This is a genomic window from Chitinimonas naiadis (assembly GCF_054780835.1).
In genome coordinates this window covers 412084-431771 of record NZ_BAAGVO010000005.1, presented here as the reverse complement: position 1 = coordinate 431771, position 19688 = coordinate 412084, and the positions used below count along the sequence as shown (strand labels likewise).

At 63.9% G+C, this 19688-nt stretch carries 15 protein-coding genes; 5 read left to right on the top strand and 10 right to left on the bottom strand.

What is annotated here, in order from left to right; genetic code table 11:
* Positions 1-519: 519 nt before the first annotated feature.
* The 4 genes from ACYVHK_RS17910 to ACYVHK_RS17895 form a co-directional block, all read right to left on the bottom strand.
* Positions 520-849, bottom strand: a complete 330-nt coding sequence (locus ACYVHK_RS17910) for a hypothetical protein (protein WP_460534879.1) — start codon at positions 847-849, stop codon at positions 520-522.
* A gap of 262 nt (positions 850-1111) precedes the next feature.
* Complete coding sequence (locus tag ACYVHK_RS17905) at positions 1112-1915, bottom strand: beta/gamma crystallin-related protein (RefSeq protein ID WP_460534877.1); 804 nt, start codon at positions 1913-1915, stop codon at positions 1112-1114.
* A gap of 308 nt (positions 1916-2223) precedes the next feature.
* Positions 2224-3627, bottom strand: coding sequence for a hypothetical protein (locus ACYVHK_RS17900; protein WP_460534875.1), 1404 nt, complete (start codon positions 3625-3627; stop codon positions 2224-2226).
* The gene (locus tag ACYVHK_RS17895) at positions 3627-4889 is read right to left on the bottom strand and encodes an SPFH domain-containing protein (RefSeq protein WP_460534873.1); all 1263 of its coding nucleotides are present in this window, start codon (positions 4887-4889) and stop codon (positions 3627-3629) included. Before ACYVHK_RS17895 ends, ACYVHK_RS17900 begins: the two co-directional genes overlap by 1 nt.
* Before the next feature lie 256 nt (positions 4890-5145).
* On the opposite strand from ACYVHK_RS17895, the gene ACYVHK_RS17890 reads away from it, so the two are divergent.
* The 5 genes from ACYVHK_RS17890 (at position 5146) to arfB (ending at position 12488) form a co-directional block, all read left to right on the top strand.
* A complete protein-coding gene (locus ACYVHK_RS17890) occupies positions 5146-5856 on the top strand; it encodes a response regulator transcription factor (protein WP_460534871.1) in 711 nt (236 codons plus the stop codon).
* A 3-nt stretch (positions 5857-5859) separates the two neighbouring features.
* Positions 5860-7944 (top strand): sensor histidine kinase, encoded by a 2085-nt coding sequence (locus ACYVHK_RS17885; RefSeq protein ID WP_460534868.1) that lies wholly within the window; start codon positions 5860-5862, stop codon positions 7942-7944.
* Positions 7945-7961: 17 nt separating this feature from the next.
* Entirely contained in the window at positions 7962-9947 is a 1986-nt protein-coding gene (locus ACYVHK_RS17880) for a C13 family peptidase (protein WP_460534866.1), read from the top strand.
* A 124-nt stretch (positions 9948-10071) separates the two neighbouring features.
* On the top strand, positions 10072-12069 hold the full coding sequence (locus ACYVHK_RS17875; protein WP_460534864.1) for an SUV3 domain-containing protein: 1998 nt from the start codon (positions 10072-10074) through the stop codon (positions 12067-12069).
* Between the two features lie 11 nt (positions 12070-12080).
* Positions 12081-12488 carry an aminoacyl-tRNA hydrolase gene (gene arfB / locus ACYVHK_RS17870; RefSeq protein ID WP_460534862.1) on the top strand — a complete coding sequence of 136 codons (408 nt, stop codon included), beginning with the start codon at positions 12081-12083 and terminating at the stop codon, positions 12486-12488.
* A gap of 206 nt (positions 12489-12694) precedes the next feature.
* Here arfB and ACYVHK_RS17865 read toward each other — a convergent pair whose 3' ends face one another.
* The 6 genes from ACYVHK_RS17865 to ACYVHK_RS17840 form a co-directional block, all read right to left on the bottom strand.
* A complete protein-coding gene (locus tag ACYVHK_RS17865; RefSeq protein ID WP_460534860.1) occupies positions 12695-15214 on the bottom strand; it encodes a putative bifunctional diguanylate cyclase/phosphodiesterase in 2520 nt (839 codons plus the stop codon).
* A 68-nt stretch (positions 15215-15282) separates the two neighbouring features.
* Positions 15283-16365 (bottom strand): peptide chain release factor 1, encoded by a 1083-nt coding sequence (gene prfA / locus ACYVHK_RS17860; RefSeq protein ID WP_460534857.1) that lies wholly within the window; start codon positions 16363-16365, stop codon positions 15283-15285.
* A complete protein-coding gene (locus ACYVHK_RS17855; protein ID WP_460534855.1) occupies positions 16362-16820 on the bottom strand; it encodes a GNAT family N-acetyltransferase in 459 nt (152 codons plus the stop codon). Before ACYVHK_RS17855 ends, prfA begins: the two co-directional genes overlap by 4 nt.
* 2 nt (positions 16821-16822) lie before the next feature.
* Positions 16823-18076, bottom strand: a complete 1254-nt coding sequence (gene hemA, locus ACYVHK_RS17850) for a glutamyl-tRNA reductase (protein WP_460534853.1) — start codon at positions 18074-18076, stop codon at positions 16823-16825.
* A 215-nt stretch (positions 18077-18291) separates the two neighbouring features.
* Positions 18292-19095 (bottom strand): ABC transporter substrate-binding protein, encoded by an 804-nt coding sequence (locus ACYVHK_RS17845; RefSeq protein WP_460534851.1) that lies wholly within the window; start codon positions 19093-19095, stop codon positions 18292-18294.
* A gap of 154 nt (positions 19096-19249) precedes the next feature.
* A complete protein-coding gene (locus ACYVHK_RS17840; RefSeq protein ID WP_460534849.1) occupies positions 19250-19681 on the bottom strand; it encodes a hypothetical protein in 432 nt (143 codons plus the stop codon).
* Positions 19682-19688: the final 7 nt, after the last annotated feature.

Genomic DNA, 19688 nt, shown 5'->3' with positions numbered 1-19688 from the left:
ATCTTTCCACTAAATACGGCAAGGAATTCGGATCTTTTCAGTAACCCTGTCACAGGCCCAAACTTGGTGTGACACAGAAAATGAAAAACCCCTTTTGAATCAAAGGGGCGTTAATCACGAAAAGTGGCAGACGATACCCAATCTTCAACGCAGGTAGCCAAGGCACCTTGGTAATTTCCTCTGGGCTTGTAACCGGGTATCCAGACGCAGTTCATTTCTTGCAGGACTGCGCTGATGTTTTGATGCTTTAGCTCGACAGCCCCCGGGGAACGGTCATCTAGCTTCAGCATGAGTCGGCGCCGGTGTTCGGTCTTGTTGTAATGCTGCCCTGCGAGTTCTTGCAAGAGCATCTGCATGTAATCGGCGACAGTCGTTTCAATCTCTAATCGGGACCAGCTTTCCCCTTTTGGCATTACTTTCCCAATCTGTGCACACGGTGGTTGGTGTTACTGCTCTATAGTTTACAGTTTCACGTGGAACGGAGAACCTTTCAAGGCTGTTCCTGTTCGACAAAGCGCCCTACTTGCCGTCCTGCCTAACCATCTTCCACTCCAACCCAAACCGCCCCAAATACTTCCGCAACCTGTCCGCATCATTCGCCTTGGCCTTCTCCTGCCGCGATATGCCAAACAAGCGCCGCCCGGCGTCTGATAGCGAGCTCGACTGTAGGCAGACCTTGACCACATTCTCCAGCTGCAACCGGTCAAACAGGTCGATCTGCTCCAGTTGTTCGCCCAGCAGCGCCTGTAGCGGGCTGTCCGTCTCCGTGGTCCAGCCCCCTTCCAGCCGGCCGATCTCTTCTTCCACGTCCGGCATGGCTATCCGCCCGGCTTCGGCCAGCGTCGCCATATGGGTGATGGATGCCGATAGTTCGCGGAAGTTACCGGCCCATTTGGCATCGAGCGATGTGGCAAACCTCAGATAGGCCCGCTTGGCCTAGGGGCTGAAGCGCACTGGTTCCAGCTGGCACCCCTGCTCACCCGCAAGGGTGTGGACCGGACGATCGCTCTTCTTCACCGAGGCTTCTACCCGGCTACGGGTTCCACGTGGAACGCCCAAAACAAAAAGACGGCCCCGCAAGGCCGTCTTTTTTGCTGCCTGGCTCAGGCGATCAAGCCCTGGGCTCACCATCCCGGTTCACCGTCACCGTTTCACCCGGGGGCGATGTCATCTGGATGCGATGCTCGGTCCCGCGGAAGTGATAAGTCACGTCCCAATACTCGGGCCGGTCCTGGTTCGCCACCGTGGTGCAGCGCTGCACATCCTGGCTGTAGCCCTGCTCCCGGTTATTGCCCACCTTGGAACCCACCACAGCACCGGCCACCGCACCACCCGCCGTGGCGACGGTCTTGCCCGTGCCACCGCCAACCTGGTGGCCCAATACCCCGCCAATCACCGCACCCAGCAAGGCGCCCGGTACGTTCGCATCGCGCCGTCCCTCCACCTGCTCACGCTCGGTCCAGCAACGCTGCTCCGGCGGTCCGACAACCGCGTGCACTGACGTGACATCGGCCTCATACAGCCGTTCGTTATGGCGCCGCCGGTTGTCGTAGACCGGTTCCGGCTCCGGCGCATAACGGCGCTCATCCCAGTTGCGACGGGTGTTCACCATGCGCAGGGACGACACGCGGTTGTCCAGTCCCATGGCGTCGAGCGACGCATAACGCCCTGGCCGCAACACCTTGCAATCGCCGCGGAATTTCGCGTCCACGCACACTTCCCAGTTGTCCCGCAGCACGATGGCAGACGACGCGCGGTCGTTGAAGCCGGATTGCTGCAGGTTGTTGACCTGTCGGTCGGTGGTAAACGTCCGGCCCCCAAAACCCTCGCGTTCATAAAACACCACCTCGGCCATGGCTTGGCTGGCCACCACCATGCTTATCGCCACCAGGGTGGCCCTCAAGACTGTATTCATCGATCCCTCCTGCAAGATGTGCCTACCTCAACGCCCCAGCCACCGTGCCCGGACATCGCCGAGCGAGGTGGCCTATGGGTGCTTCCAGAAGCCTCAGTTTCTGAGCGAGGCAAGGTGCGAGTGACAAATTTCTACGCAGCATAGCGTTGATATGTAAGGAGAAATTTTTCAGGCGTAACGACGCATCGCAACGAAAATGGGTTCTCTGGATGTGCCCATAAGGGCTGGTCGGTCCAATATGGCCTCCTGTGAGGGATCAATCTGTGCGCAGTCGTACATAGGCCACAAGGAGGGTTTTGTGAGCGGTGCTAGCGCAAGCTCACCGTCCCACCCTTCCAGCTCGGTGCCTGCCACTTGTAGAACACGCTCAAGGATTCCGGCTTGTCGGCCTTGTTCTGCACCGCCAGCGTATCAAGCGCGATTACCTCAAAGGTGCGCTTGTAGCGCCCCTCTATCTTGGCTTCCCGCACCGCCAGCATCTGCTTGTCTCCGGGCACCCAGCCGGCAAATTCCAGGTAACCCATGTCCGGGCCGCTGGTCGAGGGCGGCAGCACGTCCACGGTCCAGGCCTCGCCCTGCTTGCGAAAGACCCACAGCTCGCGCCAGGTATCGAGCGGCTGCACCGCCAGCGCCAGCATGGTGCCCTGCGCATTGCTGCTGGCCGATGCAGTCCACACCTGGCCGTAGCTGCAACGCTTGAACAGCGGGTTGGCCGCCGGGTGCTTGCCATCCACCAGCAGGATGCAGGTCTCGCCAGGCTGTCCGGCCACCGTCACCACACCCAGCTTGCCGGCGGGTGCCACCGGCTGTTCGGCCGCCCAGCGGCCTGCCCCCACCCGCACCGCCGCATCGGTATAGGCGTAGGCATCCTCGTCCGGCAGCTCGCTCTTGTTCACCGCCGCCAGTGCCTGCAAGGCGCGGTTCGCCTGGGGCAAGGCGGTTTCGTCACGACGGGTACGCAGGAAGGCCAGGCTCGCCAGCACGCCCGCGCGGCGCATCAGGATGCGGTTCTTCAGGTAGTCCGGCAGCTTGCTGCTGTCCACCTTGTCCAGTACGTCCACGCGCCAGTTGTCCAGGTTGTAGCGCTCGGTCGGGCGCAGGTTCGGGTCCACGCAATCATGCCGGGTCAGCGCCAGCGCCGCCCTCGCCTTCTGTTCCTCGGTCGCCGGCAGGGCAAGCACCCGGCGGAAGGCATCCCCCTCGTAACACAGCTGTACCCGGCCCTCGCGTTCGATGCTGCGCATCTTCACACCGTAGCTGGCGGCCACTTCCAGGTGCGCGGCCAGCGTGGCGTCGTTGGCCTTGCCGCTGGAGGCACGGCGGGCCAATCGGTCCGCCAGGCTGCCGAGCGCGTCGAAGGTCTCGGCGCCAATCTGCTCGGCCGGCGCCGCCTGGATAAACGCCGCGCTGTAACCGATGCCCAGCGCTTCAGCGCCCGGTGTGTCGCGCACAAAGCGCACCACCGACATCAGTTCCGGCGCCTCGGCGGGCTTGAGGTCCGTGGTGCGGACCTGGCTGGTCTTCACATAGCCGGCCCGCTCGCGGCGGTGGTCGTAGACCTGCAGGTAACCCATGCGCTCGCCGCGGATTTCCAGGGCATCGCCCTGCCAGAGCGTGACCTGCTGCTGGGCGGAATCGCGCGGCGCGGCGCGCAGGGCGGCCTGGTCCTGGGTCACGATGGCCAGGCTGGCGAGGGTAGCGGCGATCAACATTACTGGGCCTCCTCGGCGTTGTCGTCAGCATTGGTTGCGGGGGCGTTCTCTACCTTGCGCTGGCCGCCGAGCAGGTTGGCGCCGATAAAGCCACCCTCGGTCGATGGCGGGGCGATGATCACCGAGATCTTGTCGGACAACTTGTCCGCCATCGCCTTCTGGATCAGCAGCGGGTGCTTGGTGATCAGCGCGCCATCGCGGGCCATCTGCTCGCTGGTGGTCTTGCCGATCTTCTCCATGCGGTAGACCTCGGCATCGGCCAGTTTCTGGCGCGATGCAGCCTCCCCCTCAGCCTCGATCTGCCGGGCCTGCGACATGCCCTCGGCGGTCTTCACCCGCGCCAGCTTCTCGGCTTCGGCTTCCAGCTGGCGTTGCTCGATCTGCTTCTGCTTGAACGGCAGCACATGCTTCATCGCCTCTTCCTGGGCGCGGGCGGCGATGATCTGCTCGTTACCGGCCGCTTCCGCCGCCTTCTCGCGCCGCACCTTCTCGGCCTCGGCGACCAGCGCGCTTTCCTTCACCTGCTTGTCCTTCAGCTCCAGCGTGTAGCGCATCTTCTCGGTTTCCAGTTCCTCGGCCAGCAGCTTGTCCATGCCGGCGCGATAGTCCTCGGGCAGGTCCACCTTGCCCATCTGCACCCCGCGCAGCTTGATGCCGTCGGCCAGCAGGCGCGGCTTGAGCTCCGTCTCGATCGCCTGCTGGATCTCGCCACGCTTGCTGGAGAAAATCTCCTTCACCGTGTAGCGGGTGAACACCTTGTAGATCACGCCCTGCACCGCCGGCTCCACGATCTGGCCGTTGATATCCTCCGGCAGGTTGCGCGCCATGCTGCCGATCTTGCTGGCATCCAGGGCGTAGCGCACCGTCAGGTCCACCCCGAGCGAGAGCCCTTCGATCGACTGGAACGGCGCCTCGCCATTGGCATTGCTGCTCTGTACCGGGCGGTAGAGCTGGTCGCGCAGCGAGAAGCGGCGCAGGCTGTGCAGGCCGGAGATCACCACCACGCTGCCGTCGTGGAACACCGCTTCGCCCCCGGTCAGTTGGTTGGTGCGTATGCCCACCTCGCCGCTGGCGATGCTCTGCACCGGCGGATGGCTGATCAAGGCGTAGCCGGCCAGGCCCACGGCGCCCAGAACCAGAATGCGGCTACGCGCCTGCATCGCCACGCTGCCGCTGCGGCCCAGCAATTGGCCCAGCCCCGCTACCGGTTTGGACAGCGATTCGCGCACAGCCTGCACCAACACCTTGATCCGTTCCGACATGTTCTTGCCCCTTTTCATCGCAGTTTGTGGGTCTGGCCGCGGTGTCCGCCGCCAGGTCGGGGGCAGTGTTGTGTGGCTGCCTCCCTGGACTGCATGTTGCGCGGCAGGGCCAGGAGGGTTCAAAGCCGGGGCGGGGTGTCTTTGCGGGCGTGGCCGGAGCGTCCGGTAAGGGCGCGGAAGAAAAACTCACAGCAGGCGCGGCGGGTTCCGCACGATAATGCGGCTGCGCATCAGGTCATGGTGCAGGAGCCGGGTGATGTTCAAGGTAGCGGTCATAGAAGACGATATTCCCACCAGCAAACAGCTCAGGGGCTGGATCGAATCCGCCAAGCCGGGCATACAGGTGGAGCAGTGGTACAACCGGGACGATGCCGAAGCCGCCATCGCTCGCGAAGCCTATGACCTGGTGGTGCTGGATATCGAACTCGGCCGCGAGCGCCACGCCGGCGTCGCCATCATCAACGCCATCAACAAGGCGCACGGCACGCCGGTGCTGGTGGTCTCCGCCATGCCGGCCACCATCTACCGCAGCATCATGAAGGCGCTGGACGCCTGGGACTACCTGCAGAAGACCACCTTCGAAGAAGCCGACTTCATCGACACCTTTCTCGAGATCCTGCGCGCCGCCAAGGACAAGCAGGCCAGCAAGGCCCCGGCCGCAATCGCCAAGGCCAGCGAGCTGTCGCTCGATCCGCTGCGCCAGAGCAGCCCCATCTGGCGTGGCCAGCGCGTCAACCTGCCGCTCACCGCGCAACGCATCCTCGCCACCCTGTACGAATGCCGCGGCCAGGTCGTCTCCTACGACGACCTCTACCAGGTCGTGAAAAGCGGCCGCAATCGCGACAATATCCGCAAGCACGTCTCCACCATCCGCGATGCCTTCCGCGAGATCGACCCGGCCTTCGACTGCATCGAGAACGTCCCCATGCGCGGCTTCCGCTGGGCCGGTGCCGAGCGGGCGGCCTGACGTATGGATTGGTCCCGGCTCAGCCTTGCGCCGTTCCGGCTGCGCATCGTCTTTCGTGGTGCCTTCCTCTTGCTGGCGCTGGCGACCATCGCCCTGGCGCTGTATGTGCTGCGCGAGGAAAAACAGCTCAGCTACCGCAACTACCAGTACGGCTTCCACAAGACTGCCGCCCAGCTCGCCGCCAAGCTGCACCACCCCACCGGCCAGCTGGCACTGCTGAACCCGCAACTGCAGGCGCAGAACCTCACCCCGCTGCGGCCGCTGCTGCTGCCCTACTCCGCGATCGATTTCGACGACCAGAACAAGGTCCAACAGGCGGTCGAGATGGCCGGCTGCCAGGTGCAGTACCGCGATGGCGCGCTATGCGTGGCCATCGGCAGCAACCCCTGGGCCGGCGGCTATATCTACGTCGCCGGCAATGTCACCAGCGGCGCGCTGGTGCCACACAAGCTGGGCGAGGAAACCTTCGACGGCGTCCACCGCCTGCAGGTCCGCGTCTCCTTGCGCGGCCAGACCTACCGCTGGATCGCCCCGTTCGAGGCCATGGGCGAGCCCACTCGCGCCGGCGTGCGTGGCCGGCTGACCGGCTTTGTGGAAAAAGACAGCGGCGACTACGCCTTCACCCGACCGGTGAAGGATTTCCGCGGCTGGCTCTGGCAGGACGGCCGCTGCCTGGACGATAGCGACGGCGCGGATTGCCAGAAGCGCGCCTTCTTCTCGGTGCGGCTGCCGGTCGGCCTGCTGCGGGACGATCTCTTCCTCAAGACCAAGCCGGTCTGGCCGCCGGACGATCTGGACCGCATGCAGGTCCACCTCAAGCTGCTGCCACCCGGTGACGGCCCGGCGCTGCTCGATAGCGACGCCGTCGGCGCCACCCCGCCGTTTACGCTCAGCGAGCTATCCCCCTTGCTGCTGCCGGGCGAGACGCTGCAACTGCGCAAGCTTGGCAAAAATGGCGCGACCGATCTGCTCAAGCTGGTCGGCGTGGCCGATCAGGCGGCAGAGTCCTCGCGCTGGATCAGCAACCTGATCCGCCGGCTGGATGTCGAAGGCTACGACACCCCGCTGGAAGCGAGCGAGACCATTGCCACCCCGCTCGGCAAGTACCAGTTCACGCTGGTGGGCGACGTGCGCAGCGTCAACAAGAGCCTCAGCGTGGTCGCCACGCGGGTGTCCTGGTTCGTCGGCGCCATGCTGCTGGCCATTGCCTTGGTCTGGCTACTGATCGAGATCGGCATCATCCGCCGCATCACCCTGCTGACCCGCCGCGCCGCGTCGGTCTCCCGTACCGTGCGTGGCGCCGGTGGCGTGGAAGACCTGGACCTGGCCGACCTGCGCGGCCGCGACGAGCTGGGCGTGCTGGCGAGCGGCCTGTCCGATCTGCTGCAAAGGGTGAAGGAAGACCTCGAACGCGAACGCATCCGCGCCGAGCAGGAAAAAGACATGTGGCACGCCGTCGGGCACGAGATCATGTCGCCGCTGCAGTCTCTGATGGCCCTGCAAGGTGGCAGCGAGAACGACAGCAGCCGCTACATCAACCGCATGCAACAGGCGCTGCGCATCCTCTACGGCAGCGCCTCGCCGAGCGAAGCTTTCCAGTCCACCACCTTGCAGCTGGCAGCGCTGGACGTGGACGACTTCCTGCGCAATGTCGCCAGCAACGCGCCCTGCGTCGGCATCGCGGACGTCTCCTACCAGGCCGGCAACGGCCCGGTCATGGTGCGGGCGGACGACTACTCGCTGGAAGACGTCGTCACCCACGTACTGCGCAATGCCGAGCGCTATCGCCCGGCCGGCACGCCCATCACCATCACCCTCGGTGCCAGCGAGACGGCCGCCACGGTACAGATCCACAACCAGGGCCCGCACATTCCGGACGCGATGATCGACAAGATCTTCGAATACGGCGTCTCCGACCAGCCCGAATCCGGCGCCAACGGCAACCGGGGTCAGGGCCTGTTCGTCGCCAAGACCTATATGGCCAAGATGGGCGGCACGATCACGGTCGCCAATACCGACGACGGCGTCTGCTTCACCCTCACCCTGCAGCGCGCTCCGGCCGGCGCCAGCGCGGGTGTTGCTCTCTAGAGAACCGCACCACATCCATGAAATCCTCCTTCGAACTCCAGGTCACCGCGGCCGAATGGCTGGCGGCAGTCAAACACAACCAGTCGGCCTATACCCGGCAACTGCTGCATCCCGCCATGCGCATCGTCAACGGCCTGCTCTACGGCGTCGTCGCCGGTGCACTGCTCACTGCCGAGCTGCAACTCTTGCAGCGGCGCGGCCTGGGAGAGCTGCACTGGCTGGTCTGGGCCGGCCCGGCCTTCGTGCTCGGCGCCTATCTGCTGCAACGGCTGCTCTTCAACTGGCGCATGCAGCGCATCCTGCCCCAGCTGGGCCGCGCCGTACTGGGTCCGCAGGTGCTGGAACTGGCCGATACCGGCATCTGGATCAACAGCGCCGAACGCCGCAACTTCACCAGCTACCGCGCCATCGTGGAGCTTGTCAGCGTGCCCGGCGCCAGCCTGCTCTATCAGGACGCCATCCACTGCCTGGTGGTGCCGGACAGCGCCTTTGCCGATCCGGCCGAGCGCGATGCCTTCCTCGCGCTACTACGGCAGCGTATCGCCTACTCCGGTGGCAGTCTGGCCGACGCCTCAGCCCAAATTGCGCCTGCCGTCACGGCCAGCGCGGCAGGCGAGATCACCCTCGGCGGCCTGCTCAAACTCGGTCTGCGCAGCCTGTTCTTCCTCAAGCCCGCAGTCCTGCCGGCGTCGGTACGCTGGAGCCAGTTCTTCGGCCTGCTTACCTTGCTCCTGCTGCTGCACAACGGCTTTGCCCTGCTGCATCTGGGGGCCGAGGCGGTCTACAACCCCAACGCCTGGTCCGGCGCCCTGTTCTCCGTGCCGCTCATGCTGTTTGCGGCCTGGGTGCTCGCCCGCACCCAGCACAGACAGGAGACCACGCTGGCATTGGCCGCCAGTTGGTACGCCCTGTTCCTGCCGCTGGTGCTGCTGAGCTGGCTGTTGTTCCTGCTTGGCCAGAGCGGGCGTATCGCGGCCTGGGGCGATAATTGGGATACGCGTATCTACCTGGCCTGGACCGCCTGGTTTGCCGTGGCGGCAGCGGTCTACGCCACGCGCCTGCTCGGTACGCCACGCTGGCAGAGGCTGTTGCCGCTGCTGCTGACCGCCAGCCTGCTGTGGGCGCCCCTGCAGCTGATCTACTGGAGCCAGCCCCTGTGGGAACGGCCCGCCCAGGCGGCCACGGAAGAAGACCAGGCCGATGCCGGCCCCGATCCGGCGATGGAAGACTATTTCTACCTGCAGCCCAAGCTGCTGGAAAAAGCGCTGGCCGAGCTGAAACCGCGTGTGCCGGGCCGGCCCAACCTCTTCTTCCTGACCGCCGCGGGCTACGCCGGCCAGGATGTGTTCATGCGCGAGGCGCTGACCATACAGAGCCAGTTCGACCAACGCTTCGGCACCGAAGGCCACTCCCTGGCCCTGGTCAACAATCCGGCCACGCTGCAACAACTCCCCATCGCTAACGCCACCAGTCTGCGCCTGGCCCTCAAGCGCATGGGCCAGCTCATGGATAAGGAGCAGGACATCCTCTTCCTTTACCTGAGCTCGCACGGCGGCGCCGACCACCGCCTTGCCATCGAATTCGGCCCCATGCAGTTCAACGATGTCGACCCGCAGGTGCTGCGTAAGCTGCTGGATGAATCCGGCATCAAACACCGCGTGGTGGTGGTCTCGGCCTGCTATTCCGGCGGCTTCATCGAGCCGCTCAGGAACGACGACACCCTGGTCATTACCGCTGCCGCGGCCGACAAGGTCTCGTTTGGCTGCAGCAACGAGGCCGACTTCACCTACTTCGGCCGCGCCTACTTCGTGGACGCCCTCAAACAGACCGATTCCTTTGTCGACGCGTTCGACATCGCCCGCCAGGCCGTGGCAAAAAGGGAACAGCAAGACGCCTTCGAGGCCTCCGATCCGCAGATGGCGGTCGGCAGCCGTATCCGTGCCACGCTGCAGCGCTGGGATGCCCAGCGCAAGGCGGCAGCCGCCAGTGCCTTGCCGGGTTAAATGCGAGATAGGCGCCGCAACCCCCTACCGCTCGTCCCGCTGCGCCACAAATTCACTGGTGCCGGGGCGAGCACTTTGGTATACCCCTGCCTGAACAAAGACCGCTTTTATTCAAGGACCTACATTGACCGATACGACACCTGAACTTGCCCTCTCGCCCGAAGCCACCGCACTCAGCGATTACCTCGATGCCCACCAGGCCACCCTGGTGACCAGCGACGGCAGTTACGCGGTATCGGTCCACGGTGAGATTGTCGTCGGCAAGCGGGTGGTGCCCTATCATCTGATCCCTGACGAAGGCTTTCTGGCCAAGACCAGCAAATGGCGCCGGCTCGACATCATCGAGCGCATGGCCCTCTTGGAAGAGCGCTGGAACGAGGCTGCCCGGGTCCGTCTGGAAGCCCAGCTGCTCAAGTGTGCCGAGCAGGTCGTCGCCATCGCGCGCGAATACGAGCTGGACCCCGGCAGCGCCCTGCACGCGCTGACCGCCAAGTACGAACTGGCACGGCTGCGCTGCATCCTGGCGATCGACCGGATCGAAGCCGCCAAGGGCAACCGCGCCGCCACCCAGCAGGCCGAACAGACCCGCGACGCGGTCAACCTCTCGCTCTACCCGGAATCCTTCACCGTGGCCCAGGGCATGAAGCGGCATTTCATCGCCGTGCTCGGGCCGACCAACTCCGGCAAGACCCACGCCGCCATGGAGCACCTGGCGCGCGCCAAGACTGGCGCCTACCTCGCGCCACTGCGCCTGCTGGCCCTGGAAAACTACACCCGCCTGCAGGAAGCCGGCGTAGCCGTGAGCCTGATCACCGGCGAGCAGCGCAAGCTGCACCCGGAGGCCACCCACGTCGCCAGCACGGTGGAGATGCTCAATAGCAACCGGGTAGTCGAAGTCGCCGTCATCGACGAAATCCAGCTGCTGGACGACCCAGACCGTGGCGCCGCCTGGACCGCCGCCGTCTGCGGCGTGCCGGCCAGCACCGTCTACCTCCTGGGCGCGCTGGAAGCACAGGAAGCCATCGAATCGTTGGTATCGCGCGTGGGCGGCACGCTGGAAGTCCGCAAGCTCGAACGCAAGACCCCGCTGGAGATGGACAAGCAGCCGCTGGGCTCGCTGAAGAACCTCAAGCCGGGCGACGTACTGATCGCCTTCTCCCGCCGCGACGTACTGAACTGGCGCGACCAGGCCATCGCCCACGGTTTCTCGGTCTCGGCCATCTACGGCAACCTGTCGCCGGAAGTACGCCAGTCGCAGGCCGAGCGCTTTGTCGAAGGGCTGACCCAGGTCGTGGTCGGCACCGACGCCATCGGCATGGGCCTCAACACCCCTGCCCGTCGGGTGATCTTCACCACCTCGAACAAGTGGGACGGCTACGCCGAGGGCACGATCGCTGCACCGCTGGCCAAGCAGATCGCCGGCCGTGCCGGCCGCTTCGGTGAGCATGCCGCCGGCTTTGTCGCTGGGCTCGATTCCTACACCCACAAGACCATCTCGGCCCTGCTGCGGCAAAAACCGGAGCCGCTGCCGGACAGCGGTTTCTTCGTCGCGCCCAACCTGCAATACCTGCAGCAGATTTCCAAGGCTACCGGCCAAGTCAAGCTCTACAACCTGCTGGAACTCTTCACCAAGCACATCAATGTGCATGATGAATTCTTCCTGCCGGCCAACCTCAGCGACCAGATGGAAAAAGCCCGCTGGCTCGATACCCTGAAACTGTCGCTGGAAGACCGCTTCACGCTTAGCCTCTGCCCGGTCTCGACCAAGATCCCCATGCTGGAACGCGCGCTGCAGGATTGGGCCAAGTACCGCGCCGACAAACGCCAGGCGCCGCTGTTGCGCATGGAAGGCATGGGCGGCCGCAACGAGCTGCAGTATCTGGAAGACACCTGCAAGCTGTACGCCGCCTACGCCTGGCTGGGCTACCGCATGCCCGATACCTTCCCGGATGGCGAGATGGCGCAGATGCTGATGAAATCGACTTCCGAGAAGATCGACCACCAGCTGCAGGTGCAGAACACCCGCCAGCGCCGTGGTGGCGAGCAGGATCGCGGCCGGCAGAAGCAGGACGGTCGTCGCCCCGGTGCCGGCAGCGGTGGCCGCAAGTTCAGCCGCCGATAGGATACGTACGGATGCACGCACCACGCTGGCGATTGGAGATCGCCGAGATCGAATTCAGCATGATCCGCGCCCAGGGTGCGGGCGGCCAGAACGTCAACAAGGTCTCCAACGCCGTCCACCTGCGCTTCGACATCACCGCCTCCTCCCTGCCCGACGAGTGCAAGGAGATCCTGCTGGCCTGCGACGACAATCGCATCTCCAAGGCCGGCGTTGTCGTGATCAAGGCCCAGGGCCATCGCAGCCTGGAGCTGAACAAGCTCGACGCCGTCGCGCGGCTCGAAGAACTGATCGCCGAAGCCATGCAGGTCGACAAGCCCCGCAAGGCCAGCAAGCCCACCTACGGCTCCCAGCAACGCCGCCTGGCAGGCAAGGTCCAACGCGGCCGCATCAAGGCCATGCGCGGCAAGGTAAGCGACTGATCTCCCGCAAGGTTTCACATGAAACAAACCCGGCCTGAGCCGGGTTTTTTCTTGAACCGAGACCGCCTTACCCTCAACGAGCGGAGCGGGCCATGCCTGCTGCCCATCGGGAGTACTAACGAGCGTTAGCGAGGCTCCCTCGCCTCGGCGAGGGCGGGGGGAGTGGGGTATATAAAGCGAGACCCTGCCCGTCGATCGGATACGGTTTAGCGCCCGGCTTCGCCGGGCGTAGCGCTGAGGTTGGGTATGCCACTGCTCTTGGGCTGTGGTATCTGGAAGGGTTGGTTCATGATCAACCACTCTTCAAATTTTCGGATCGGCAACGGCGGCGACACGTAATAACCCTGCACCTCGTCACAACCGGCATCGACCACCATATGCCAATCGGCGTCGCTCTCCACGCCCTCTACCACCGCCCGCAAGCCCATGGTGTGCGCCAGGGCCGTCAAGGCCTCGATCAACAGCCGGCCCTTCTCGTTCACGCCGGCATTGATCACGAACGACCGGTCGATCTTGATATCGCTGACCGGCATGTCCTGCAGATAGGCCAACGTCGCATGGCCTGTACCAAAGTCGTCCAGCGCCAACTGGAATCCCAGCGTACGCAGCGCCTGCATGCTCTGCACCGCAAGCTTCGGGTCGTGCATGATCTCGCTCTCGGTAATCTCGAGCACCAGCATCTGCGGGTTGGCCCGGCTGTGCATCAGGTATTCCGACACATACGCCGGCAGGTTCGGGTCGGCAAGGTCGGTAGCCGAGAGGTTCATCGACAACTTCAAATCCAGGCCGCGCTTCTGCCACTGCTTTGCGAGCTGCATGGTCTGCACCATCATCCAGCGCGTCAGCTCCACGATCAGCCCGCTCTTCTCGGCAAACGGCAGGAAATCGCGTGGCGACACCAGGCCATGCTCCGGGTGCTGCCAGCGCAGCAAGACCTCGGCACCGGTGATCCGGCCGGTCGCGCAGTCGGCCTTGGGCTGCAGATAAAGCTGCAATTGGTTCTGCGCCATCGCGGTACGCAGGGCGGAGAGCAAGGAGAGCTGGAAACGCTGATCGCGCTCCAGACCGTTGTGATAGACCAGCGCGGTCAGCTTCTCCTGCTTGGCGGCATTGAGCGCAATCTCCGCGCGCCGCATCAGCAGGTCGATATCCTGGCCCTGACGCGGGTAGTTGCCGGCGCCGATACGCAGCTGGATATCCAGCCGCTGACCGTCGATCTGCAGCGATTGGCGGGCAATGTCCGCCGCCAGCATCTGCAAGGTACCCTCGTTGGCACTGTCGTTGATCAGCGCGGCAAACTGGTTGCCCCCCACCCGCGCCAGCAGGGTGCTCTGCCCCAGCTTGCGCCGCAGCCGTCGCCCGGTTTCGCGCAGTACCGCATCGCCACAGTCGTAGCCCAGCGTTTCGTTGATGGTGGTAAAGCTGTTGATATCGAACATCACCAGCGTACGCACACGCTGGTCGTCGTCACCGAGCAGCTTCTGGCCGCGCAGCAGAAAGCTGGTCCGGTTGGCGAGCCCGGTCGTCTTGTCTGTCATCACCGCGCGCTCGCGACGGTTGCGCAGGCGGGCGGCACGGTCCGCCAACGCGGCGGAATAGATCACCGCCTGCAGCAGCAAGGCGGTTGGCCGGGCATGGGTGGAGGTCAACCAGTCCGGCAGCAGACCGGTTTCCCGCATCCACAAGGCGGTGTTGCCCACCCAGGCCGGGTAGCCGGGCAGCAGGTAGATATAGCTCAGCAACACCGCCATCCAGGCGATCAGGATAGGCATCCAGCCGGCCAGGTACAGCCCGCCGCTGCGATAGTCACCCGCCCACAGGCTGACCAGACCGGGCAGCAGCATGCAGATGAACATGGCCAGTGCCACCAGGTTGTAGAAATTCAGCACCGGGTGATAGAGCGAGGGGACAAAGCCTAGCGCGGTATAGCCCAGGACCAGCCAGCCCAGCACCTTCATGGCCGCAAACAGGCGCGGTGCATGGCGCGGCATATTGCTGAAACTGCAGCCAAAGCGCAGCCCGGCGAATAGCGCGAGCCCGTAGCTCAGCAACAGACCATGCTGCAGGAGCCAGGGGTAGTGCACCGCCAGTTGCGCCGGCCCGGCTGCCAGCCCGGTGATAAAGGCCCAGACGGTCGCCACCGCCAGCGTAAAGCCGGTGTACCAGGCCGTGGTGGCATCCCGCATCGCTAGCGCGAACATGGCGCTGACGATGCCCATGGCAAACAGCAGCGTCAGCAATTCGCCACGGATACGGTTATTGAACTGGCTTTTGGCCAGAAAGCTCGGGGCCGGCTCCAGCCATACCCGCACCGAACCCCCAATCGGCATGGTCATGGTCAGCTCGGCCAGCGCGGCGCCACCGGCCGGCAAGGCCAGCGCTGCACTTTGCGCGGTATGCCAGACCAGCGGCGCAGGCGCGGCGTCCGGCGTCGGCGCAAGGCTGCGGATACTGCTTTGTACCAAGCCGCCGATGGCCAACCAGGGCGGCTGCCCATCCACCAAGGGTGAGCTGGCACGTATCAGACAGACCTTCTGCAAGGCGAGGTCGGCTTCCAGCAGCGGGATGTGCCCGTCGGCCGGTAGATCCTGCCAATCGGCATGGCCCGGCGTGCAGCGATACTGGATGTGGGCCTCGACCGGGACGGTCGAGGCTGCAAGGCTGGCGAGCGAAAAAAAGGCCAGCAACAGGGCAAGGAAATGGCGTAAAGCCTTGGCGGCATGCATGGTTAGATCGGGTCAGGGACTAATGCCGCAAGCGGCACCGGACGGTGCCTGTTTGCAGTGTAGTCGGACTAACCCTGCTCAGCCATCGCCGCCAGCAATTCCGCCTGGTGCTCTGTCATCAATGCATCAGTCAGCTCGAACAGGTCGCCATCCATCACATAGTCCAGCTTGTACAAAGTGAGGTTGATGCGATGGTCGGTGATGCGCCCCTGCGGGAAGTTATAGGTGCGGATGCGCTCGCTACGGTCGCCCGAACCCACCAGCGACTTGCGCATGGCCGCTTCCTTGGCATGCGCCTCGCGCTCCTGCTTGTCCTTGAGCCGTGCCGCCAGCACCTGCATGGCCCGCGCCTTGTTCTGGTGCTGGCTGCGGCCGTCCTGGCATTCCACCACCAGCCCGGTGGGGAAGTGAGTAATACGGATCGCCGAGTCGGTCTTGTTGATATGCTGGCCGCCGGCGCCGCTGGCGCGGAAGGTATCGATCCGGATATCCGCCGGATTGATGTTCACCTCCTCCAGCTCGTCCGCTTCCGGCATCACCGCCACCGTACAGGCGCTGGTATGGATACGCCCTTGCGATTCGGTCGCCGGCACGCGCTGCACGCGGTGGCCGCCGCTTTCGAACTTGAGCTTGCTGTAGGCGCCCAGGCCCACGATCCGAGCGATCACTTCCTTGTAGCCACCCAGGTCGCTCTCATTGGCCGACACGATCTCCACCTGCCAGCGGTTGCGCTCGGCAAAGCGGCTGTACATGCGGAACAGGTCCCCGGCGAACAGGGCGGATTCATCCCCGCCGGTACCGGCGCGGATTTCCAGAAAGATATTGCGCTCGTCGTTGGGGTCACGCGGCAGCAGGGCCTTCTGCAGCTCCGCCTCCAGCGCCTCGATCCGTGCCGCGCCATCTTCCAGCTCCGCCTCAGCCAATTCCTTCATGTCAGGGTCGTCCAGCATCTCGCGCGCGGTAGCGAGGTCCCGCTCGGTCTGCTGGTAGGTCTGGAACAGCTCGACCACCGGCGTCAGCTCCGCATGCTCCCGGCTCAGCTTGCGAAAGCTGTCCATGTCGCGGGTCGCCTCCTCACTCGCAAGTAATTGATTTACTTCCTCTAATCGATCCGCGAGATTGGAAAGCTTGTTCGCAATACTGGGTTTCATGCCAAAGTTTTCTTATAGACGTTAAGGTCAGCCCGCTCCATCCAGCGCTCAGGGGCAGCCAGGGGCGTGAAACCATATTGTTGGTAGAGGCCATGCGCATCGCCGGTCAGCAGTATCCAGCGGCGCAGGCCTTGCAGTTCAGGGTGGCCGACAATGCAGTCCATCAGCCACTTCGACAGCCCCTGGCCACGCGCCTCAGGCGCAATATACACATCGCCGAGATAGGCGATGGTGGCGTAGTCGCTGATCACGCGGGCAAAACCGATCATCGTGGCGCCCTGATACACGCCAAAACACAGCGCACCGGCCACCGAGCGGCGGAAGGTCGCTTCGGGAATATCCTTCGCCCAGTAGGTCGAGGCGATAAAGGCGTGGGCCTGGGCAAGGTCGAGGCGGGCCGGATCAGTATCGATCTCGTACTCGCCCCGCTGCCAGCGGGACGGGGTCGTCGACATGGCTATTCTTCGTCGTGCAGGTGGTAGAGACGGCGCACGGTATCGATCAGCGCACCGTGCTGGCTGGGGTCGGCCTGGTTCAGTGCCGCCATCGGCGCATGCAGGAACTTGTTGCTGAGCGTCAGCGATAGCGATTCCACCACGGCGGCCGGGTCCTCGCCCTTGGCCAGCAGTTTCATCGCCCGCTCCAGCTCGTGGCGGCGCAGCCGCTCGGCCTGGTCTTTGAGCGCACGGATGGTCGGCACCAGTGCACGGTTGTCCAGCCACTGCATGAACTCGTCGGCGTTACGCTCGACGATGCCATCGGCCTCGACCACCGCCAGCTCGCGCTCCGCCCTGCCCTGTCGCACGACCTCGGCCAGATCGTCCACGGTGTAGAGATAGACGTCCGGCAAGGCGCCGACTTCCGGCTCCACGTCGCGCGGCACGGCCAGGTCCACCATGAACATCGGCCGGTGCTTGCGTGCCTTCACCGCCCGCTCGACCGCACCGAGGCCGATGATGGGCAACTGGCTGGCGGTGCTGGTCACGACAATATCGTACTGCGGCAACCGCTCCGGCAATTCGGACAAGGCGAACGCATCGCCGCCAAACTGCTGCGCCAGCGCGCTGCCGCGCTCCAGCGTGCGGTTGGCGACCGACATACGCGCAGGTGTCCGCGCGGCAAAGTGGGTGGCGCACAGCTCGATCATCTCGCCCGCGCCAATGAACAGCACCTTGAGTTCCGCGAGGTCCGGGAACAGCCGTTCAGCCAGCTTTACCGCCGCTGCCGCCATCGAGACTGAATTCGCACCGATGCTGGTCTGGCTGCGCACTTCCTTGGCGACCGAGAACGCCTTCTGGAACAGGCCGTTCAGCGATGGCCCCAGGCCACCGGCTTCCTGTGCCTCGCGTACCGCATCCTTGAGCTGGCCCAGGATCTGGGTTTCGCCCAGGACCATGGAATCGAGCCCGGAAGCGACCCGGAACACATGCTTGGCCGCATCACGGTCCGGCAGGCGGTACAGGTAGGGCGCAATGCTGGCCGGGTCGATCTGTCGTGACTGTGCGAGCCACTGCAGCAGCGTCGCCTCATCGCGCGCGGCGGCATACAGCTCGGTGCGGTTGCAGGTGGAGACGATGGCGGCCTCGTGCACGCCCTTGACGGCCGTCAGCTCAGCCACGGCCGTACGCAGTTCTTCCGGCGCAAAGGCGAGCTTTTCCCGCACCGCGATGGGTGCGGTCTCATGGTTGAGGCCGAGGGCGAACAGCGACATGCGGGGAAGCGGGCCGGGGAAGGGGGCTGAATTTTACCTCAGGCTGGCCTTGCTGAGCCAGAAAGGCTTATCTGCCATAGACTTGCGCAAATTGCGCGGCCGCACATGCCTCGAACGGGTAGTCAGGACATGCCTCCCTGCGTGTGGCCGCCTTACAAATGCATCAGGCCCGGATAAACCGGGCCTGATCAGTACTATCCTCGCCGGATCAACAATTACTTCGCGTTGATTTTAAACAGGCGGGTCAGCGGGCTGGTGGTGTTCGGGCCGAACCAGCGGTTGAAGATCTTTTCCGCTTCGCCGGATTGCTCCATGGCGACGATGGTTTTGTTGACCTCTTCCATCAGGCGCTTCTCGCCCTTGCGCACGGCAATGCCGTACACCTCGAGCGAGATGGTCACGTTCGGGATCTCGAACTGCGACTTGTTCGGCATCTTGTTCAGGAGACCCGCCAAGATAGGCTCGTCGGTACTGACGGCATCCAGCTGACCCTTGCCCATGGCGGCGAAGGCTTCGTCATAGTCGGCGAACAGCACCACGTTGGCCGTCGGCATTTCGCGGCGCAGTTGCTTTTCCGAGGTCGAGCCGGTCACGGTACCGATGGTCAGCTTGGCGAGGTCCTCGATCGAGCTGACCTTGCCTTTGCGGACGGCGAACTTCTGACCGGTGATGAAGTAACCGTAGCTGAAGTCTACTTGCTTCTCGCGCTCGGGGTTCTTCGTCATGGTCGCAATGATCATGTCTACATCGCGGCTTTGCAGCTTGGGAATGCGCTGAGCCGATTCAACGCCCTTCACCAGGATGTTGACGCCCATATGCTTGGCGATCGCCACGGCAAAGTCGACGTCATAGCCGGAAATGGTCTGAGTCTTCGGGTTCAGCACGCCGAAAGGTGGTGTGGAATCCTTGACGCCGACGACCAGCGTACCGTGCTTCTTGATCTCGTCGAGATCGTCTGCCAGGGCCGATCCCAGCAGCGATATCCCCAGAAGGCACGCAAATAGTGTCCTGATTTTCATGTGGTTTTCCCCTGTCTAGACAACGGCGGGGTTGCCGATGTCATAGGCGCGCGACCATATACAGGTTTCATTTCGCCGCCTATTAGGGAAATCGTAGACATGAAGCTGGCATAAAAAAAGCCCGTATGGCGTACGGACTTGGTGTTGCGATTATTCAGAAACGCAATGGAATGCCGAACTTTCGCGAGCCGATGCTGGCGCCGTCCAGAAAGGCTTCGACGTAGACCGGGGGGTCGACACGGTTCATCAGCTCCTCCACCAGTCGCTCAGGCACCTGAACCAATGCCGCCTGCTTGTCGCTCACATAGCTGCCATCAAAATCACGCTTGTTGATGCCTACCGAGCGCAATAAGGGCATGTCGCTGAGCGAGAAACGCAAGGTCAGCGCGGAATCCTCGTGCGGCGGGAACTGCTCCCGCGTGGTCTTGCTAAGCTCCACCCAGACCGGCCAATGCCCGGCTACCCTGCGGGCAGAGGTGGAGGTCTGTATTGCTGATTTCCCCTCCCCTTTGGGCTTGGCACCGAACAAGGATGCAAATGCACTAAGAATGCCGGAGAACCAACCGTCGTTCGTTTTCTTTGCCATACCTGCC